At 71.9% G+C, this 17911-nt stretch carries 17 protein-coding genes; 7 read left to right on the top strand and 10 right to left on the bottom strand.

Going from position 1 to position 17911, the window contains the following annotated elements:
* Positions 1 to 205: 205 nt before the first annotated feature.
* Both C8K30_RS30775 and C8K30_RS22635 read right to left on the bottom strand, forming a co-directional pair.
* The gene (locus C8K30_RS30775) at positions 206 to 1786 is read right to left on the bottom strand and encodes a peptidase inhibitor family I36 protein (RefSeq protein ID WP_199230646.1); all 1581 of its coding nucleotides are present in this window, start codon (positions 1784 to 1786) and stop codon (positions 206 to 208) included.
* 98 nt (positions 1787 to 1884) lie between these two features.
* A complete protein-coding gene (locus C8K30_RS22635; RefSeq protein WP_108495141.1) occupies positions 1885 to 2874 on the bottom strand; it encodes a YafY family protein in 990 nt (329 codons plus the stop codon).
* An 89-nt stretch (positions 2875 to 2963) separates the two neighbouring features.
* On the opposite strand from C8K30_RS22635, the gene C8K30_RS22630 reads away from it, so the two are divergent.
* The gene (locus C8K30_RS22630; RefSeq protein ID WP_108495140.1) at positions 2964 to 4127 is read left to right on the top strand and encodes an epoxide hydrolase family protein; all 1164 of its coding nucleotides are present in this window, start codon (positions 2964 to 2966) and stop codon (positions 4125 to 4127) included.
* Between the two features lie 123 nt (positions 4128 to 4250).
* Here the strand turns inward: C8K30_RS22630 and aztD are convergent, their stop codons facing one another.
* Together aztD and C8K30_RS22620 are read right to left on the bottom strand one after the other, a co-directional pair.
* Positions 4251 to 5519, bottom strand: a complete 1269-nt coding sequence (aztD, locus tag C8K30_RS22625) for a zinc metallochaperone AztD (protein ID WP_108495139.1) — start codon at positions 5517 to 5519, stop codon at positions 4251 to 4253.
* A 114-nt stretch (positions 5520 to 5633) separates the two neighbouring features.
* Positions 5634 to 7229 carry a LuxR family transcriptional regulator gene (locus C8K30_RS22620; RefSeq protein ID WP_158281102.1) on the bottom strand — a complete coding sequence of 532 codons (1596 nt, stop codon included), beginning with the start codon at positions 7227 to 7229 and terminating at the stop codon, positions 5634 to 5636.
* Positions 7230 to 7389: 160 nt separating this feature from the next.
* Between C8K30_RS22620 and C8K30_RS22615 the strand changes: the two genes are divergently transcribed.
* A complete protein-coding gene (locus tag C8K30_RS22615) occupies positions 7390 to 8778 on the top strand; it encodes an FAD-dependent oxidoreductase (protein ID WP_158281101.1) in 1389 nt (462 codons plus the stop codon).
* A gap of 138 nt (positions 8779 to 8916) precedes the next feature.
* Here the strand turns inward: C8K30_RS22615 and C8K30_RS22610 are convergent, their stop codons facing one another.
* Positions 8917 to 9804: an alpha/beta fold hydrolase gene (locus C8K30_RS22610; RefSeq protein ID WP_108495136.1), complete on the bottom strand. Its 888-nt coding sequence runs from the start codon at positions 9802 to 9804 to the stop codon at positions 8917 to 8919.
* A 101-nt stretch (positions 9805 to 9905) separates the two neighbouring features.
* On the opposite strand from C8K30_RS22610, the gene C8K30_RS22605 reads away from it, so the two are divergent.
* Together C8K30_RS22605 and C8K30_RS22600 are read left to right on the top strand one after the other, a co-directional pair.
* Entirely contained in the window at positions 9906 to 10508 is a 603-nt protein-coding gene (locus C8K30_RS22605) for a TetR/AcrR family transcriptional regulator (RefSeq protein WP_108495135.1), read from the top strand.
* A 121-nt stretch (positions 10509 to 10629) separates the two neighbouring features.
* Complete coding sequence (locus tag C8K30_RS22600) at positions 10630 to 11286, top strand: Atu4866 domain-containing protein (protein ID WP_108495134.1); 657 nt, start codon at positions 10630 to 10632, stop codon at positions 11284 to 11286.
* Here the strand turns inward: C8K30_RS22600 and C8K30_RS22595 are convergent.
* Positions 11283 to 11684, bottom strand: a complete 402-nt coding sequence (locus tag C8K30_RS22595) for a cupin domain-containing protein (protein ID WP_108495133.1) — start codon at positions 11682 to 11684, stop codon at positions 11283 to 11285. The genes C8K30_RS22600 and C8K30_RS22595 overlap by 4 nt on opposite strands.
* A 115-nt stretch (positions 11685 to 11799) precedes the next feature.
* Here C8K30_RS22595 and C8K30_RS22590 point away from each other — a divergent pair, with 115 nt between their 5' ends.
* Together C8K30_RS22590 and C8K30_RS22585 are read left to right on the top strand one after the other, a co-directional pair.
* Entirely contained in the window at positions 11800 to 12681 is an 882-nt protein-coding gene (locus tag C8K30_RS22590) for an aldo/keto reductase (protein ID WP_108495132.1), read from the top strand.
* A gap of 112 nt (positions 12682 to 12793) precedes the next feature.
* Positions 12794 to 13543 carry a carboxymuconolactone decarboxylase family protein gene (locus C8K30_RS22585; RefSeq protein ID WP_233257375.1) on the top strand — a complete coding sequence of 250 codons (750 nt, stop codon included), beginning with the start codon at positions 12794 to 12796 and terminating at the stop codon, positions 13541 to 13543.
* Positions 13544 to 13682: 139 nt separating this feature from the next.
* On the opposite strand, the gene C8K30_RS22580 is transcribed toward C8K30_RS22585, so the two are convergent.
* Both C8K30_RS22580 and C8K30_RS22575 read right to left on the bottom strand, forming a co-directional pair.
* Complete coding sequence (locus tag C8K30_RS22580) at positions 13683 to 14060, bottom strand: DUF2255 family protein (protein ID WP_199230645.1); 378 nt, start codon at positions 14058 to 14060, stop codon at positions 13683 to 13685.
* A 12-nt stretch (positions 14061 to 14072) separates the two neighbouring features.
* A complete protein-coding gene (locus C8K30_RS22575) occupies positions 14073 to 15527 on the bottom strand; it encodes an MFS transporter (protein ID WP_108495129.1) in 1455 nt (484 codons plus the stop codon).
* Between the two features lie 120 nt (positions 15528 to 15647).
* On the opposite strand from C8K30_RS22575, the gene C8K30_RS22570 reads away from it, so the two are divergent.
* Positions 15648 to 16553: a helix-turn-helix transcriptional regulator gene (locus tag C8K30_RS22570; RefSeq protein WP_108495128.1), complete on the top strand. Its 906-nt coding sequence runs from the start codon at positions 15648 to 15650 to the stop codon at positions 16551 to 16553.
* Here C8K30_RS22570 and C8K30_RS22565 read toward each other — a convergent pair.
* On the bottom strand, positions 16510 to 17061 hold the full coding sequence (locus tag C8K30_RS22565) for an alpha/beta hydrolase (RefSeq protein WP_233257384.1): 552 nt from the start codon (positions 17059 to 17061) through the stop codon (positions 16510 to 16512). The two genes, C8K30_RS22570 and C8K30_RS22565, sit on opposite strands and share 44 nt — an antisense overlap.
* 5 nt (positions 17062 to 17066) lie before the next feature.
* On the bottom strand, positions 17067 to 17864 hold the full coding sequence (locus C8K30_RS22560; RefSeq protein ID WP_108495126.1) for a hypothetical protein: 798 nt from the start codon (positions 17862 to 17864) through the stop codon (positions 17067 to 17069).
* Positions 17865 to 17911: the final 47 nt, after the last annotated feature.

Genomic DNA, 17911 nt, shown 5'->3' with positions numbered 1-17911 from the left:
GACTTTGCCCGCGCCAACCACAAACGACCGCGACCGGGATCCCGCAGTCATGTGCAGAAGACGAAATCGGGCCGTTCCTCCGCACCCGTGGGCACCAAGACGTCGCTCGCGACAATCGTGGCCGACGACGCCTTGACCGGCGATGGCACGGTCCTGCCACCGAGTTCGGTGGCCGGACCGTGCCGATCTCACATGCCTACCAGGATCACATGCTTACCCGGACTCCGAAGTCACCTCCGTACACGTCTTTCACGTGCACGCTGGTCGAGGTGCGGGGTACATTCGCCTCTACCAACTGGCCGTTTCCTAGGTATATCGCGACGTGGTGCGTGTACGGGTAGCCGCCCCACATGATCAGGTCACCGCGCTGTAGGTTGCTCATCGAGACGCGCGTGCCCGTGCTGACCTGGGCACGGCTGGTCGTACCGATGTCGAGGCCCGCGCCCTGCCAGAACGCGTACTGCGTCAGGCCGGAGCAGTCGAAGCCGAACCGGACACTGTCGTCGAGGCCTCCGGGGCTGCAGCAGATGCCGTAGGTCGGGCCGTACTTGTTGCCGCCGCCCCACGAATAAGTCAGACCCTGGCCCGTCTGCGACAGGGCGAACTGGATGACCCGCTCGACCTTCTGCGCGTAGTCACCACTGGTGTCCCCACCACCGCCTTCGGAGACAGGGCACTCGGTGCCCGTGATGAACCTGTGGGAGGCGTTGTTGTTGTTCAGCGTGCCGTTCAGCTGACCCTTGAAACCCGCCGCGACGGCCTGCGAGGAACCGCCGTAGTAGCTGTTGAAGTAGACGCAGACCGTCTTGCTGGACCGGTTCCACACCGACGCGGCGTTGTTCTTGATGCACTCGCCCTGGCCTGCGCCCGCACCCTTGAAGTCGTAGCACGACGGCTGCGAGGTGCCGTAGTCACCGACCGAGTCGGTGAAGTCCGAGATGGACCCCGCGTTGCCGCTGTTGTAGTAGTAGCAGAGCTCGCCGCTCTCGCAGGTGCCGCTGCGGGAGCCGCTGCCGGGAACGGTGGCGCCCACGAACTGGTGCGAGGCGTTGTTGTTGTTGTAGAGCGTGCTGTTGAGCTGGCCCTTGAAGCCCGGCGCGACGTCCTGGTAGGTGCCCGCGTAGTTGCTGTTGTAGTAGACGCGGACCGTCTTGGTGGACCGGTTCCACACCGAGGCCGCGTTGTTCTTGATGCACTCGCCCTGGCCGGCGCCCGCACCCTTGTAGTCGTAGCAAGTCGGCTGCGCGTCGCCGTAGCTGCCGGCGGACTCGGTGAAGTCCGAGATGGATCCCGCGTTGCCGCTGTTGTAGTAGTAGCAGAACTCGCCGCTCTCGCAGGTACCGCTGCGTGCACCGCTGTCGGTGCCCTCGGTCCCGACGAACTGGTGCGAGGCGTTGTTGTTGTACAGCTCCTCGTTGAGTTGGCCCTTGTATCCCGGGCCGATGTTCTGGTACTCGCCGCCGTAGCCGGTGTTGTAGTAGACGCGGACCGTCTCGCCGGTCCGGTTCCACACCGAAGCCGCGTTGTTCTTGATGCACTCGCCCTGGCCGGCGCCCGCACCCTTGAAGTCGTAGCACGACGGCTGCGTGGTGGCGTAGTCGCTGACCGAACCGGCGAAGTCCGAGATCGACCCCGCGTTGTCGCTGTTGTAGTAGTAACAGAACTCGCCGATGTCGCAGACCCCGTCACGTGCCGCGGCGGACGCAGGCGCGGCCACCCCGACAACCAGCCCCAGCATCGAGGCCATCAACGAGATCACCGCGAGAAGCGCAGACGCTCTTCTCATCAACATTCCCCCTCCATCAGGACCGGAACACCCGGGACCTGGGAAAATGGTGCCATCACTCTTCATGAAGGCCCTCTGTGAACCCTGGTACAGATGGGCTATCCGTTGCTGGTGCTCGACCATCCGGAGCCGGTCAGGTCGTCACGGACCGCCGCCGCGTACCGCCGGGACAGCGCCGCCAGGTGGTCCACCAGGCCCTGCGGCTCCCGCACCGTGAAGTCGAGCCCGAGCATCCCGATCCACACGGCCACTGTCTCGATGCTGTCCCCGCCGGTGACGAGCACGCTCGTGGCGTCGTCCCGCGGCTCGACGGTCCCCACGGCCGGGTTGATGCGCGCGAGCACCTCCTCGGCCGGCGCGTGCACGACGATCCTGGCGTGCACCGCCCAGCCCGTCCGCGCCACCTCGCGTACCACGAACTCGGTCAGGTCGAACGGCGGCTCGGTGGGCACGAACCGCCGTCCGCCGGGTGTGCGCAGCTCCAGCCAGTCCACGCGGAACGGCTGCCACCGACCCGAGCCGACGTCCCGCCCCACGAGGTACCACCTGCGCTGCCAGGCCACGAGCCGGACCGGCTCCACCTCCCGCGGCTCCTCGCGGTACCAGCAGCGCAGCCCCTGGTGGTCGCGGATGGCGGCGGCCAGCTCGGTGAGCAGGGCCGGGTCGACGGCGGGGTCCTCGACGTTGCTGTTCGTGTTCGCCGGCCCGGCGCTCGTGGCGGAGCGCAGCGCGGCGACCTGCCGCCGCAGCCGGTCGGGCAGGACGTACTCCAGCTTGCCCAGCGCGCGGGCGCTGCTCTCCTCGATGCCCGCCACGGCGCTGGCGGAGCGCAACCCGACGGCGATGGCCACGGCCTCCTCGTCGTCGAGCACCAGCGGGGGCAGCTTGCCGCCGACGCCGAGCCGGTACCGCCCGCCCGGCCCGCGGACGCCGTCGACCGGATACCCCAGCTCGCGCAGGCGGGCGACGTCGTTGCGCACCGTGCGGTCGGTGACGTCGAGCCGCGCCGCGAGCTCCGGCCCGGTCCACTCGGCGCGGGACTGCAGCAGGCCCAGGAGGGCGAGCAGCCGCCCCGCCGTCGTACTCATCGCGGCTCCTCACGCAACTCTGAAAGTTCTTGGGACTCGCTCAGAATAGAGGAAAGAACCGTTCCTGAATCCCTCGTAGTGTCGGAGACATGGACACCACGAAGAACACCTCAGCCACCACCTCCGACATCCGCCCGTTCCGCGTCGAGATCCCGCAGGCGGACCTCGACGACCTGCAGGAGCGGCTCGCCCGCACCCGCTTCGCCCCGGCCGCGCCCGGCGACTCCTGGGACTACGGGACCCCCGAGTCCTACCTGCGCAACGCCGTCGACCGCTGGCGCACCGGCTTCGACTGGCGCGCGGTCGAGGAGCGGGCCAACACGTTCCCGCAGTTCCTGACCGAGATCGACGGCCAGACCGTGCACTTCCTCCACGTCCGTTCGGCCGAGCCGGGCGCGCGCGCCCTGGTCCTGACCCACACCTATCCGGGCTCGTTCCTGGACTTCCTCGACATGATCGGCCCGCTCACCGACCCGGTCGCGCACGGCGGCCGCGCGGAGGACGCCTTCCACGTCGTCGTCCCGTCGATCCCCGGCTTCGGCTTCAGCACCCCGCTGAGCGAGCCCGCCGACGGCGGCAGCTGGACCATGGCCCGCGTCGCCCGCACCTGGGACACCCTGATGCGCCGGCTCGGTTACGAGTCGTACGGCACGCACGGCAGCGACGCCGGCACGCTGATCGGGCGCGAGCTCGCCGTGCTGGACCCCGAGGGCTTCCTCGGCGCGCACCTGCTCCAGCTCTTCTCCTTCCCGTCGGGGGCGGAGGGCGAGATGGACGGGTTCGGCCCCAAGGAGTTCGCCGCCCTGGCGCACATGCAGTGGTTCCAGAGCGTCGGCGGGTACAACACGATGAACGGCTCCCGGCCCCAGACCGTGGCCGCGGGGCTCAGCGACTCGCCGGTGGGCCAGCTCGCCTACAGCGAGCTGTTCGAGAACTTCGGCAACGGCACCAGCCTGGTCGCCCTCGACCAGGTGCTCGCCCAGGTCAGCCTGTACTGGCTCACCAACACGTCGGCCACCTCGGTGCGCTACCACTACACCGAGCTGCGCACCGGCGCGGAGCCCGTGGTGAGCACGGGCCGGATCGGCGTCGCCGTCTTCGCCGACGACTTCCAGACCATCCGGTCCCTCGCCGAACGCGACAACGCCCGCATCGAGCACTGGTCCGAGTTCCCGAAGGGCGGCCACTTCGCGGCCCTGGAGGTCCCGGAGCTGGTGGTCCAGGACCTGCGGACGTTCTTCGCCCAGCAGTAGCCGGCGGTCAGCCGCGCTGCCCCTCGACCACCTCCAGCATGCCGGTCACCGACCCCGCGGGGTCGGTGACCGGCATCTGCACGTGCGCTATCGAACCCTCCGGCGAGACCAGCGAAGCCGGCGTCAGTGCGTGTGGGGCTCGGTGCCCAGCACTCCGTTCAGCTCGTTCGGCGTGACGCCGAGCTCGGCCGACTTCCACACCTCGCCCGTCTCGACGTCGATCGCGTGGATCGAGTCCGTCGCCGGGTCGGTGACGTACACGGAGCCGTCGAGGGCGAGGATCGCTGGGCGCGGGTCCTGCCACTCGACGGGCTCGGTCCACTCGTCGATCACCGGGATCGACTTCGTCAGCTTCGCCGACCCGGGGTCGATCACGTGCACCTGGCCGTCCGTGCCGAGCACGAGTGCCTCGCCGTCGTCGCCCCGGGCGAGCGACCGGAACGTGTACGACGACGGCAGGTCGACCAGCTCGAGCCCCCCGTCACGCGTGTCGATCAGCGAGACCCGCGTGGGCCGCTCCAGCTCGGCGTCCTCGTCCGTCTTGTAGTCGCCCAGCACGACCGGCGACGCCTCGGTGCCTGCCTGGTTGCCGATGCGGCCGTACGCGTCGGGCGCGTCGACCTTGGTGATCTTGCCGTCCGCATAGACCACCGCACCGTCCTCGCAGCCGATCACCACCGCCTCGTCGGCGGCCACGGCCTCCCCGTGCACCCCGGGGCAGTCGTCGGAGGAGGCGATCTCCTCGTCGTCGCCGTCGAGCACCCGGATTCCCGTGCGCGCCTCCTCGGTGCCCTCGGACACCACCAGCGTGTCGTCGCTCAGCTCGACGGCCACGCCGTGATGGGCCGACGGCGTCGTGTGCTCGCGGGCCGCCGCGTCGGCGTCGGCCACGTGCTCCGAGTCGATGACGCGCACCAGGCCGGTGCCGTCGTCGAACAGCGCGGTGCGGCCCTCGTGCACGACGACGTGACCGGGCTCCACGGCGTCGTAGGCGGTGCCGGTGAGCGTGGGCTCGGCCGTCCAGTAGTGGGCGTGGTCGCCGTGCGCCTCGGCCCAGGTGCCCAGGTCGAGGGCGCGGAACTCGCCCCCCGTCGAGACCATCAGGTGCCGTTCGTCGCCGGCGGGGTTGAGCCGGTTGAAGCCCTCCAGCTTGATGTCGCCGACGGGTTCGAGGCTCATCGCGTCCAGGACCAGGATGCCGCCGTCGTACGTGACGGCGACGCGCGGCGTGCGCGACTGGACCTCGGTGGCATCCGGTGCCTCCTGCGCATCTGTCCCGGACTCCGAGGCCGAGCCGGAGGCGGGACCGCCCTCGGCCGCACAAGCGCTGAGCAGGACGAGGGACAGCGCAGCGCCGAGGCCTGCGGCCGTGCGAGTGGTGTGACTTCTCATCGTTGGTCGGGCGGCCCCGTCGGGGCCGCCCGCTCCTTCCTCTTAGAATGACAATCATTCTCGTTACCGAGGGAGAGTGAACCAGAGATGAGAACGATTCTCAAATAGCTCGCGTCAGCGCCGCGCGGCCGCGACCAGCGCGGTGAGCTGGTGGCGCGACGAGATCGCGAGCTTGCGATAGATCGACGAGAGCTGCGTCTCGACGGTGCGGACGCTCGTGAAGGCGGCACGCGCGATCACCCGGTTGCTGTCGCCGTCGGCCGCCGCGAGCGCGACCTCCCGCTCGCGCTCGGTCAGCGGTTCGAGCAGCGCGTCCAGCGAGGAGCCGTCCAGCACGCGCCGCGCCACGGCCGAAAGAGACCGGTCCGACGACTGCGCGGCGACCAGGTCGGCCCGCTGGAGGGCGCGCCGGGCCTCGGCGTACCGGCCGCACGCACGCCGCTGGCGCCCCAGCTCGATCAGCGACAGCACGAGCTGGTCGGGCAGGCCCGCACCGGACAGGATCGCCACCGACTCCTCCAGGAGCTCGAGCGCCCGCACGGGGTCCTCCGGTGCTGCGAGCAGCCCGTTGATCCGGGCGACGACGCCGTCCAGCAGCGGACGGCGTCCGCCCGACATGGTGCTCAGCCGCTCGACCACGGCTCTCGCCTCCTCCCGGAGACCGAGCGCCACGTAGGACTGCGCGAGCGGGAAGTCCAGCCACAGCCGCCGGCCGGGCTCGTGCAGCCCGAGCGAGTCGGCGAGCGCCTCCGCCCGGCGGAGCTGCTCGTTCGCCTCCAGCCACTCCTCACGCCGGGCGGCCGCCACCCCGATCAGCGCTGCCCGGCCGAACGCGCCGTGCTCCTCCGACCCGTGGAAGGTCGGCTCGGCGAGCAGCGCGCGCAACGCTCCCTCATCGCGTTCCTGGACGGCGAGAAGGCCTCGGGCGCGGACCACCGCCGGCGTCGGCGGGTGCGGCATTGCGCCGAGCCGCTCGCCCTCGTCCAGGTACTCGCGGGCCGCGTGGGGGCGGCCCGCGTACAGCTCGGTCATCGCCCGGTGGGTGGCGTACAGGCCGGCGATCATGAAGTGGCCGTCCGCGACCGCCTCGTCGTAGAGCGAGCGGAGCGAGGTCCGGGAGGTGTCGATGTCGCCGACCTGATAGCTGAGCAGGCCGCGCTGCGCCTCAGCGCTGTCCACCGAGGCCACCAGCGCGAGGCCGGGTTCAAGGGCCTCAGCCTCCTGGCAGGCATCCTCGTCGAACCCGAGGCCCTTGTCGACCCGGACGTTGATGAGCGCCGTCAGGGCCCGGTGCCGGGTCACGGGTGCCGCGTCGAGCGTGCGCAGCTCGGCCAGCGCCTCGCCGGCGAGGCGCTCGGCCGCGTCGGGGGCGTCACAGGCCTCGGCCCGGTAGGTCTTCAGGATGGCGGCCACCACCGGGTCGGCGTCGCCGCGGGCGCGTGCCACGTCGTCGAGGATCCGGCGCGCCCGCGTCTCGCCCTTGACCACCATTGCCGACATCAGGAGCAGGGGAAGTGCCCGGTCGAAGAGCTGCACCGGCATGGTGGTCAGGTCGAGCCGGGTCAGCCCGGCCAGCGCGCCCGAGAGGTCGCCGCTGGCGAACCGCTCCTCGATCGGGGCCAGGTCGGGCGTCACGTCGTCTCCGGGCATCACGTCGTCGGTCACTGCGTTGTCGTCGAGCACTGCACGGTCGGTGATCGATGCATACACAACGACAAGGGAGCGCCCGGACCCGCCCGCGATACGTCTCGGTCCCGATCCGCGAGGGTCCCGTGCCGACTGCCCCAGGTACCCCGTCCGGGACGGATACGTGGTGCCGTACGTGGCTCCCCCGACGACGCGGCGGCCGGGGCTCCCTAGCGTCGGCGCCATGAATTCGAGCACCAGCACCATCCGGTCGTACGACGCGTTCGCCGGCCCCGGCGACCCCGGCTACGACGAGGCCGCGATCAGCTTCAACCTTGCCGCCCCGCTGCGGCCCCTGGGCGCGACCACCGCGCGGACGGTCGCCGACGTCCAGAACGCGGTCCTCGCCGCCGACTCCGCCGGGGCACGGGTCGTCCCGGTCTCGACCGGGCACTCCACCGGCATGCTGGGGCCGGTCGCGGACCGGGTCCACGTGCTCCGTACCGTCCTGGACCAGCCGGTCCGGGTGAACCCGGACCGCGGCATCGTCCAGATCCCGGCCGGCGCCCGGTGGGACGACGTCGTGCGGGCCGCCGCGGAGCACGGCTACGCCGTCCCGCACGGCTCCAGCCCGACCGTCGGCGCGATCGGCTACCTGCTGGGCGGCGGCATGAGCTTCTACGGCCGCAAGGTCGGCGTCGCCGCGAACAGCGTGGTCTCCATCACCCTCGTCCAGGCCGACGGCGGCATCGTCACCGTGGACGAGACCAACGATCCCGATCTCTTCTGGGCGCTGCGCGGTGGCGGCGGCGGCTTCGGCGTCGTGCTGCTGGTCGAGCTGCGGATGATCCCGATGCACAGGGTCCTGACCGGGATGATCGCCTGGGACGCGACGGACGCCGCGCCCGTCGCCCGGGCGTGGGCCACCTGGGCGGCGACCGCGCCCCGCGCCGTGACCACCTCGCTGCGACTCCTCAACGCGCCGGACGCGCCGGAGACGCCCGAGCCGTTCCGCGGCCGGCAGATCCTCGCGATCGACGGCTCGATCATGCTGGACGACGACGCACCGGAGAACGCCGGGGACATCCGCCGCGCGCTGGCCGAGCCGCTGTCCTCCCTGGTCACACCGCTCGTCGACACCTGGCACGTCGGCCCGGTCACCGACGCCGTGCGGACGCACGCCGACCCTGAGGAGCCCATCCCCTACACGAGCGACGCGTTCGCCCTCGCGGGGATCGACGACGACACGATCGACCGCTGGTACGCGGCGGCCGGACCCGGCTCCGGGAGCGGGCTGATCGCCGCGGAGCTGCGCCAGCTCGGCGGCGCGTTCGCCGAGACGCCCCCGGGAGCCGGCGCCTTCAGCGGCATCGACGCAGAGCTGCTCGCGTTCAACGTCGGCCTCGCCGTGAGCCTGGAGGGCACTGCGCAGGCACGCCTGGACCTGCTCCGGATCCGGGCCACGCTCCGGCCGTACACGACGAACCGCACGGCGCCGACCTTTGTCGAGGAGCCGAGCACGCCGCGCCGGACCTTCGCGGACGACGTCGAGGCGCGGGTCGACGAGATCCGCAAGCGGGTCGACCCGGACGGCCTGTTCGCGCTCGACGTCCGCCGCTCCTCGGGCATGTAGCCAGGGCGGCCCGACGACGGCCCGGCCGCGCTCAGCGGGCGGGCCGTCGTCGTGCCGCGCCGCGAGCTCCGTGATCCGCGCGATCCGTCAGGCCCCGCTGCCCGCGAAGCATCCCTGTCGACGGCACCCGGAGAAAACTCATCGGCCGGGTCGCACTGCCTCGTCGTGCCGCGCCATGAACTTCACGGTCCGTGCCGTGACCTGGTCCGGGATCTGGCCCCGCAGGCCGTGCCCGACACCCGGGAAGGTCTCGATCTCGGCGTCCGGGAGGTGCTCGGCGAGCCGTCGGCTTGCCACCGGTGGGTCGGAGAGCACGGACTCCGCGCCGTAGATCGCCAGCAGCGGCGGGGCTATCGACTCCAGCTCGGCGTCCTTGAGCGGCCGCGCCCATCCGGCCGCGGTCCGGTAACCCTGCGCGGCCTTCATGCACGCCCACTCGACGTCGGTCATGGTGACGCCCGGGGTCAGCCACTCGGCCATCTTGCGCCAGCCCTCGTCCGTCGGGTTCGCCCCGAACGTGAGCATCTTCAGCAGGGCCCGGACCGGGATCCTGGCGACCACCCCATTGGGCTCGATCAGGGACACGCTCGCCACGCGGTCCGCCGCGTGCAGCGCCACCAGGGTCGCGTGCCAGGCGCCCTGCGACTCCCCCAGCACATGGACGCGGTCCAGGCCGAGCCCGTCCAGCACCTCGGAGAACCAGGCGCCGTAGTCGGCGTCGCCGCTCAGCGGAGCGGTCTGCACGCTGCGCCCCGCCGACCCGACGGTGTCCAGGGCATACACGACACGGCCCCGGGCCAGGCCCTCGACCACGTCGTGCCAGTACAGGCCGTTGCCGCCGAACCCGTGCAGCAGCACGAGCGGCACCCCGTCGCCAGAGCCGGACCGGCGGACATGCGTCGAACCGAACCTGGTCGGGACGTCGACCTGCGTCGACGGCAGCGGCCAGAGCTCCTCCAGCGCGGCGTAGGCGCGCAGGTACGTCTCTCGCGCGGCGTCGCTCTTGAACCGTCCGATCCTGGTCATGGCACCTCCGTCGCCTTGTTGGTATGACCGTATCACTTATGATGGTGTGCACGTACCACTAAGGCGACCGGACCGGCCGCGCGACGAGAGGGCAGGACCGGATGCCACGACTGGCCGACCACGATCAGCGGCGAGCGCAGATCACGGGCGCCGCACGACGGGTCATCGCCCGCGACGGCCTGGCGGCAGCGACCTTCCAGTCGGTCGCCGCCGAGGCGGGCATCTCGGTGCGCCTCGTCCAGTACTACTTCGGCACCAAGCGGAAGTTCCTGCTCGCCACACACCAGGCGGTGGTGGCCGACGCCGGCACGCGGTTCACCCGCCGCCTCGGCACGCTCGGCGCCGATCCCGCGCCGCGCGACGTGATCCGCGCGATCCTCACGGAGCTGCTCCCGGCGGACGCCGCGCGGCGGCAGGACGCCATCGTCCTCAACGCCTTCCACGCGGCCGTGCTCACGGCATCCGACGTCGGCGCGGAGGACACGCTGGGCGCGCCGCAATTCCTCATCAAGACGATCGCGGAACAGCTTCGACGGGTCCGCACGGGCGCGACGGCTTCCGCGCGGCGCGCGGCCGACCTGGACGCGGAGCTGATCGTGGCGAGCGCCGCCGGGCTGTCCCAGACCCTCCTCGTCGACATCGGTGCCGAGGATCGCGCCGACAACCTCCTCGACCGGCTCCTGGATCGCATGGTCGAGGCCTAGGCCGCGGTGACGTAGACCGACCGACGCCGCACCCAAGGTGGACCGGACATCATGGTGGCCGTCGCGCACCCAGGAGAACCGCACCCTTCCCGGCCGACGCCGAGACGCGGAGAGTTGGCACATGAGCGACTCAACCGCCGTCGGGCAGCCGCAGACCATCGTGTTCACGGACGCGACCGTGCGGGTCTCGCCGTCGCGCACCGCCGTCTCCGAGCTGTGGGCGGACGACGGGATCCTGACCCACGTCGGGCCACAGCGGCCGCCGTACCCCGACGGCGCGCTGGTGGTCGACGCATCGGGGACGACCCTCGTCCCGCTGCAGGTCGAGAGCGCGCTCCGGGCGCGGCCGCCGGCCGGCCGGAGCGCCTACGACCTCGTGCCCGGCAACGCCGCGACGCTGGCGGCGGTGCACGGCCAGGTGGACGAGTCACGCATCACCCGGATGCTCGTGGTGCCGCCGCGCGACCTGCTCGCCGTGCTCGTCGGGGGCACCGTCGTGGCGTGGCGCGGATCGCCGACCCGCCCGGCGGGCAGCGCCGGGACCGCGCCGGGCGACCCGCGGCTCGGCACCTGGGTCGACCTGGGCAAGGCAATGGAACAGCACCTGACGGCCGACGGCCGGTACAGCGAGACCCGCAGCGGCCGCCGGAACGCGTACACGGGGCGGTTCTGGCTCGACGAGGACCGCATCACGTACCTGGACGACCAGGGCTTCTGGGCCTTCGGCGAGTTCGTGGACGGCGTGCTGCACCACGCCGGGTTCGTGCTGCGCCGCTAGACCGCGCGGTACTCCTCGTCGGTGACGTGCTCCAGCCAGGTGGTCGTCGTGGCCGGGTCGTCGGCGTTGTCGAGCATGGCCAGGTGCTCCATGAAGCTGTCCGGTGCCGCGCCGTGCCAGTGCTCGACGCCCGGCGGGCAGTAGGCGGTCTGGCCGGCGTGCAGCTCGACCCGGTCGCCCCCACGCGACTGCATCCAGGCGACGCCCTGGGTCACGCGCAGCGTCTGGCCGAGCGCGTGCGAGTGCCACGCCGTGCGGGCGCCCGGCGCGAACCGCACCATGGCGACGGTCATGCGCTGGCCCTCGGTGCGAGGAGCCGCGATCGGGTCCAGCCAGACGTCGCCGGTGAACAGCTCGGGCGGGTTCTTGGTCGTCGGGGTGCGGGGGTCGATGTCCATGGTTCGACACTAGGCACACGTCGGCACAGGAGGCACGCCCTGCCGTGACCGGTAACGCCAGACCCTCCCTCAAGTGGCGGCCCGGGGTTTACATGGTTCACAGGAGGAGAGACACATGAACACGAACCTGACCCTGAACAACGGCGTCGAGCTGCCCGGCCTGGGCTTCGGCGTCTTCCAGACGCCGCCCGACGAGACCGTGACCGCGGTAGAGGCCGCGCTGCGGACCGGCTACCGCCACATCGACACGGCCGCCGCCTACGGCAACGAGCGCGAGGTGGGCGAGGCGATCCGCCGCTCCGGGCTCGACCGGTCCGAGATCTTCATCGAGACCAAGGTCTGGATCAGCGACTACGGCTACGACGCCACGCTGCACGCGTTCGAGAAGTCCGCGGGCAAGCTCGGCGTCGACCAGCTCGACCTGCTGATCCTGCACCAGCCGCTGCCCACGCGCTTCGACCTCACGATCGAGGCATACCGGGCGCTGGAGCAGCTGCTCGCCGACGGCAAGGTCCGCGCGATCGGCGTCAGCAACTTCATGCGGGAGGACCTCGACAAGCTCCTCGACGCGACGTCGGTGGTGCCGGCGGTGAACCAGATCGAGATCCACCCGTACTTCGCCCAGCGCGACGTGCTGGCCGCGGACGCCGAGCACGGCATCCTCTCGCAGGCCTGGTCCCCGATCGGCGGCATCACCTTCTACCGCGAGGGCGAGGGCGGCAGCACGCTCGACGACCCCACTATCGCGGGCATCGCCAAGACTCACGGCAAGACGGCGGCCCAGGTGATGCTGCGCTGGCACCTGCAGGAGGGCCGGTCGGCCATCCCCAAGTCGGTGACGCCGCATCGGATCGAGGAGAACTTCGACGTCTTCGACTTCGAGCTCACCGATGCCGAGCTGAGCGCCATCGACGGCCTCGACAAGGCCGTGCGACGCGGCCCCGAGCCGGCCTCCCTGACCCTCGACACGGCCGGGTTCAAGATCCCCGAGGCCTGAGGCCATACCCCGATCGACCATGCGGTTGCTGCCGAACCCGACACCGGGTCTCGCAGCAACCGCATGGTCGATTCAGGCTGACGGCGGCGCCGCCGTCCCGAAAGGAACCATGATGACTTCCTCGCACGACCATTCCCGCACGCTTGTCGCCGAGCAGCTCGCCGCGCTCGCCGCCACGGACCCGGAGCTCGTCGACTACTTCGGGTCCTTCGCCACCGACGAGGTGCTGCGCGGCTCCGACCTCGACGAGCGGACCCGGTTCATGGTCCAGCTCGCCGCGCTGATCGCGTGCCAGGCCGAGGCGGAGTACCGGCCCGCCGTCGGCGCGGCGCTGGCCGCCGGCGTCACGCCCACCGAGGTCAAAGAGATCGTCTACCAGGCCGTCCCCTACGTGGGCGCGGCCAAGACCCTCGCCTTCCTGCGCGCGACCAACGACGTGCTGACCGAGCACGGGGTCGGCCTGCCGCTGCCGGGCCGGTCGACGACGACCCCCGAGACCCGCGCGGAGAAAGGGCTGGCCGTCCAGCGCGAGATCGCCGGCGCGGCGAAGGTCGAGGCGCTCTACGCGTCCGCACCCGACGACACCGCCCACATCCAGCGGCTGCTCTCGGCGAACTGCTTCGGCGACCACCTGACGCGCTCGGGCATCGACGTGCCGACCCGGGAGCTGCTGACGTTCGCGATGCTGGTGTCCCTCGGCGGCTGCGACCCGCAGGTCAAGGGGCACGTCGGGGCCAACCTCAACGTCGGCAACGACCGCGGTCTGCTGATCGACGTCGCCACGCAGCTCGTGCCGTACATCGGCTACCCGCGCACGCTCAACGCGCTGGCCGCGATCGACGAGGTCGCCCCGCCGAAGTAGACCTCTGGCGAGCCGACCACGCCCAAGGTCCGCTTCGACCAAGCAGTTGGGCCTGAAACTCACGTGAGTTTCAGGCCCAACTGCTTGGTCGAAGCGGACCTTTCCGTGGCCCCGGTGCCGTCTTGAGCGGACCGGCCGGTCAGTCGCGCGGCACCACGCGCAGCGTCGTCTCGTGCGCGTTCGGCCCGGTCACGGCGCCGACAGGCCCCGGCCCGAACCGGTCGTACTTCGCGTGGTAGGTCGCGTCGACGTCGTCCGCCCGCTCGGGCTCCGCGGCCTCGAACCGCACGTCCTTCTCGACGCCGCCCGAGCTGATCCGCCCGATGCCGGCCGCCTGGGCCCGCCGGAACCAGCCGTTCTCGGGGCCGTGCGCGGAGCGGACGTAGATCGCGTCGCCCACCCGGACGTGCCAGATGACCACGTACGGGCGGAGCGTTCCGTCGGGTCGCTCGGAGGCGACCTGGAGCTCGCGCGCGTCTCCGACGCGGCTCAGCTCGTCCTCTGTCCAGGTACTCATGATGCGTCTCTCCTATCGGTTGGTTGTGGAAGCCGGGCGCCGGGCGGGCAGGACGACCGCCAGCACGACGACGAGCGCGAGCGCCACCAGGACGGTTGCACCGGTCAGGGCCGCGCTGACGTGCGCGGAGGTCTGCGCGACGACGTCGGAGCTCCCGGCGCCGGCGTTCGCCGAGACCGCGACGAGGATGCCGAGGCCGAGCGCCATGCCGAGCTGGTGGGCGGTGTTGACGAGGCCGGAGGCCGCACCGGCGTCCTCGGGTGCGACGCCCGCGATGCCCGAGTTCGTCAGCGGGGCGAAGGCGAGGCCCTGGCCGGCGCCGATGAGCAGCATCGGGAGGGCGACCGCCGCAAGGTAGGTGTCGCCGGCGTCGACTCGGCTCAGCCAGGCCATGCCGACGAGCGTAAGCGCCATCCCCACCGCCAGCAGCGCGGCGCCGGGGATCCGGCGCATCAGCCTCGGGACAGCGAGCGCCACGGCGAAGTTGACGAGCGTCATCGGGAAGAACCCGAGGCCCGCCTGCAGCGGGCTGAAGCCGAGTGCGTCCTGGAGGTACTGGGTGGTGAAGTAGAAGAACCCGATCATCGCGCCGAGGTAGAGCAGGCGTGCGGCGTACGCGCCACTGCGCTCCCGGCTGCGGAAGAGGCGCAGGGGCATGATCGGGTGCGCCGTCCGCGACTCGTGCACGACGAGGAGGGCCAGCAGCACCACCCCTGTCACCAGCGCGCCCACGGTCACCGGCGACGCCCAGCCGCGCTCCCCCGACTCGATGATCCCGAAGACGAGAGCGCCCATGCCGAGCGTCGCGCCGGCCGCGCCGCCGACGTCGAACCGGCCGGTGCGCCGCTCGGTCTCGGCGAGGACGCGCGGGGCCGCGATGATCATCGCCACCGCGATCGGCACGTTGACGAGGAAGGCCGCCCGCCAGGACACCCAGTCCGCGAGCGCCCCGCCGACCACCAGCCCGAGGCTGGCGCCGATGCCGGCGGTCGCGCTGTACCAGGCCACGGCCTTGGCGCGGGCAGGTCCTTCGAAGTGTGCGGTGATCAGCGCCAGCGACGTCGGGGCGACGACGGCGGCGCCGATCCCCTGCAGGGCGCGGGCGGCGACCATCCACCAGCCGGTGGGCGCGAGCCCGATGAGGAGCGATGCGGCTCCGAAGACCGCCAGCCCGGCGATGAACAGGCGGCGTCGGCCCAGGAGGTCGCCGGCGCGGGCGCCGAGCAGGAGGAGTCCGCCGAAGACGAGGGTGTAGGCGTCCTGCACCCAGGAGAGCGTGGCGGGGTCCAGGTCGAGGTCGGCGCGGATGCTCGGCAGGCCGGTGAAGATCACGGAGTTGTCGAGCAGGATCATGAAGTAGCTGATGAGGATGACGGCGAGGATCGCCGTCGTGCCGGTGGGGTTGCTCGTGGAAGGGCTGGCGGGACTGCTCGCGTGGGGCGCTGCCGTGGCCTGCGTGGGGTGCATGATGCCTCTCTCGGTGCGGTACCTCCAGCAAACTCGGCTTCGCGCGCGCCGGGGAGTCACGGCCGTTCCGGGTAACGCCAGTGCCTCCCACGGCGGCGCGGCCCGGCTTACCGTGGGTGCATGGGACAGATCGACCATCGCGCCGAGGTCCGCGAGTTCCTCAGCTCGCGGCGGGCGCGCATCACACCGGAACAGGCTGGGCTGCCCGCCTACGGCGGCAACCGCCGGGTCAAGGGCCTGCGTCGCGAGGAGGTCGCGATGCTGGCGGGGGTCTCGGTCGACTACTACGTGCGGATGGAGCGCGGGAACCTGTCCGGCGCCTCCGACGGCGTGCTGGACGCCCTGGTCGGGGCGCTGCAGCTGGACGAGGCCGAGCGCGAGCACCTCTTCACGCTCGCCCGCACGGCGGGATCGAGCCGCGTGCGACGTCGGCGGGCCCCTACCTCCGTGCGCCCCGCCGTCCAGCAGGTGCTCGACGCGATCAGCGACGCGCCCGCGTGGGTGCGCAACGGCCGGCACGACATCGTCGCGATGAACCGCCTCGGCCGGGCCCTGTACGCGCCGATCCTCGCCGACCCGCGGCGCCCGGCGAACACCACCCGGTTCGTCTACCTGGATCCGGCCGCCCGGGACTTCTTCGTGAACTGGGAGACCGTCGCGAAGGACTCAGCGTCCTACCTCCGGATCGAGGCCGGGCGCAATCCGCACGACCCGGACCTGATCGCGCTGATCGGCGAGCTGTCGACGCAGAGCGAGCTGTTTCGCGAGCGGTGGGCGTCGCACGACGTGCGGCTGCACCGCAGCGGCCAGAAGCGCCTGCGGCACCCCGTGGTCGGCCGGCTCGACCTGAACTTCGAGTCGATGGAGCTGCCGTCCGAGCCCGGCCTGGTGCTCAACGTCTACACGGCGTCCGCCGGCTCACCGGCCGCGGACAGCCTGGCGCTGCTCGCCTCCTGGGCCGCCACGCAGGACGCGGCGGAGCTCACCGAGCAGCCGGGCGCCGCCGTGGAGGAGCTGCGGGGCTGACCCGCCGCAGGATCTTCCGCCCCGCGGGCCAGGCACCGAGGCCGCTCGCGCCGTTCACGTGACCGGCCGCGCCGATCCCGACCACCTCGGCTCCCCACGCGGCGGCCAGCCCTCGGGTCCAGTCCGCGGATGCGTACGGGTCGTCGTCCGAGACGACGACGGTGACCGGGACCGGCAGCCGACATCGGACGACCCGGAAGCCGCCCGCCGTAGCGGAGGCCGGGAACGCCGGACCCGCTGGGTCAGGGACCGCAACGAGCAGCGCGCCGACCACCTCGCCCGGACCCTGCTCGGCGAGCCATGAGGCGGCCGCGAGGCAGCCGAGGCTGTGCGCCACGAGCACCGCCGGACCCTCCTCGTCTTCCACGGCGCGGGTCAGGGCGTCGGCCCAGTCCTGGGCGTCGGCCTCGTCCCAGGAAGCGGGCCGGAACCTGGTGGCCGGCAGCTCGCGCTCCCAGTGCGTCTGCCAGTGGTCGGCCCCGGAACCGCCGTACCCGGGCACCGTCACGTACCTCAACGGCCGGCCGTCGCGCCAAGGCCTGCGCCAACGCCTGCGGCGGGGCTCTCGGCGAGGCGCTCCGCCAGGCGCCGCCGCGCCCGCCCCCGGGCCGCGGTGACGAACCCGTCGACGACGGCGTGCGGCTGCGCGTCGGCGAGCTCGGGCTGGAAGGCGGTGCCCAGCCAGAACGCGTCCCCGGGCAGCTCGACCACGCGGGGCTCACCCTCGGGGCTCGTTCCCGACAGCACCAGCCCGGCCGCAACCAGGGGTTCGGCGTCGGCTGCGGTGAGCCCGAAGGAGCAGTGGAAGCGCTCGAAGCTCCGCTCGCCGAGGGCTGCCGCGGCCCTGCTCCCCGGCACCACGTCGACCTGCCCGCTGCGGCCCTTGAGCGAGCACGCCAGCTCGGTGATGAGCGCGGTCGACGCCGGGGCACCACCCGCGTCGCCATCGCCCGCCTCATGAGCGCCCGCCTCGCCTGCGACCGGGCTCTCGGCATGCCGCGCCGCGACACCAACCACGTTGCGCGCGAACTCCAGGACCATGTGCTGGTAGCCGCCGCAGGTACCGAGCAGCGGCGCGCCGCCCGTCCGGGCAGCGTGGATCGCGTCGACGACGCGGGCCTCGTCGGCGTACGGGGAGCCGGGGACCACCCAGACGCCGTCGAACGCGGTCACCTCGGCGGGCACGAGCTCCGCGGTCGGGAGCCAGTGCAGGTCGACGTCGTCGTACCGGGAGGCGATCTGCGGGATCCGTTCGTGGGCACGGACCGCCGTCGAGCGGTCCCCGATCAGTGCGATGCGGGTGGGATTCATGCGCCCATGCTGTGGCCGGGCGGCGCATCACGTCCAACGATGAATAC

This window comes from Promicromonospora sp. AC04 (genome assembly GCF_003058225.1).
GTDB lineage: Bacteria > Actinomycetota > Actinomycetes > Actinomycetales > Cellulomonadaceae > Promicromonospora.
The sequence above is the reverse complement of the archived record's forward strand: the minus strand, read 5'-3'. Positions and strand labels throughout refer to the sequence as shown.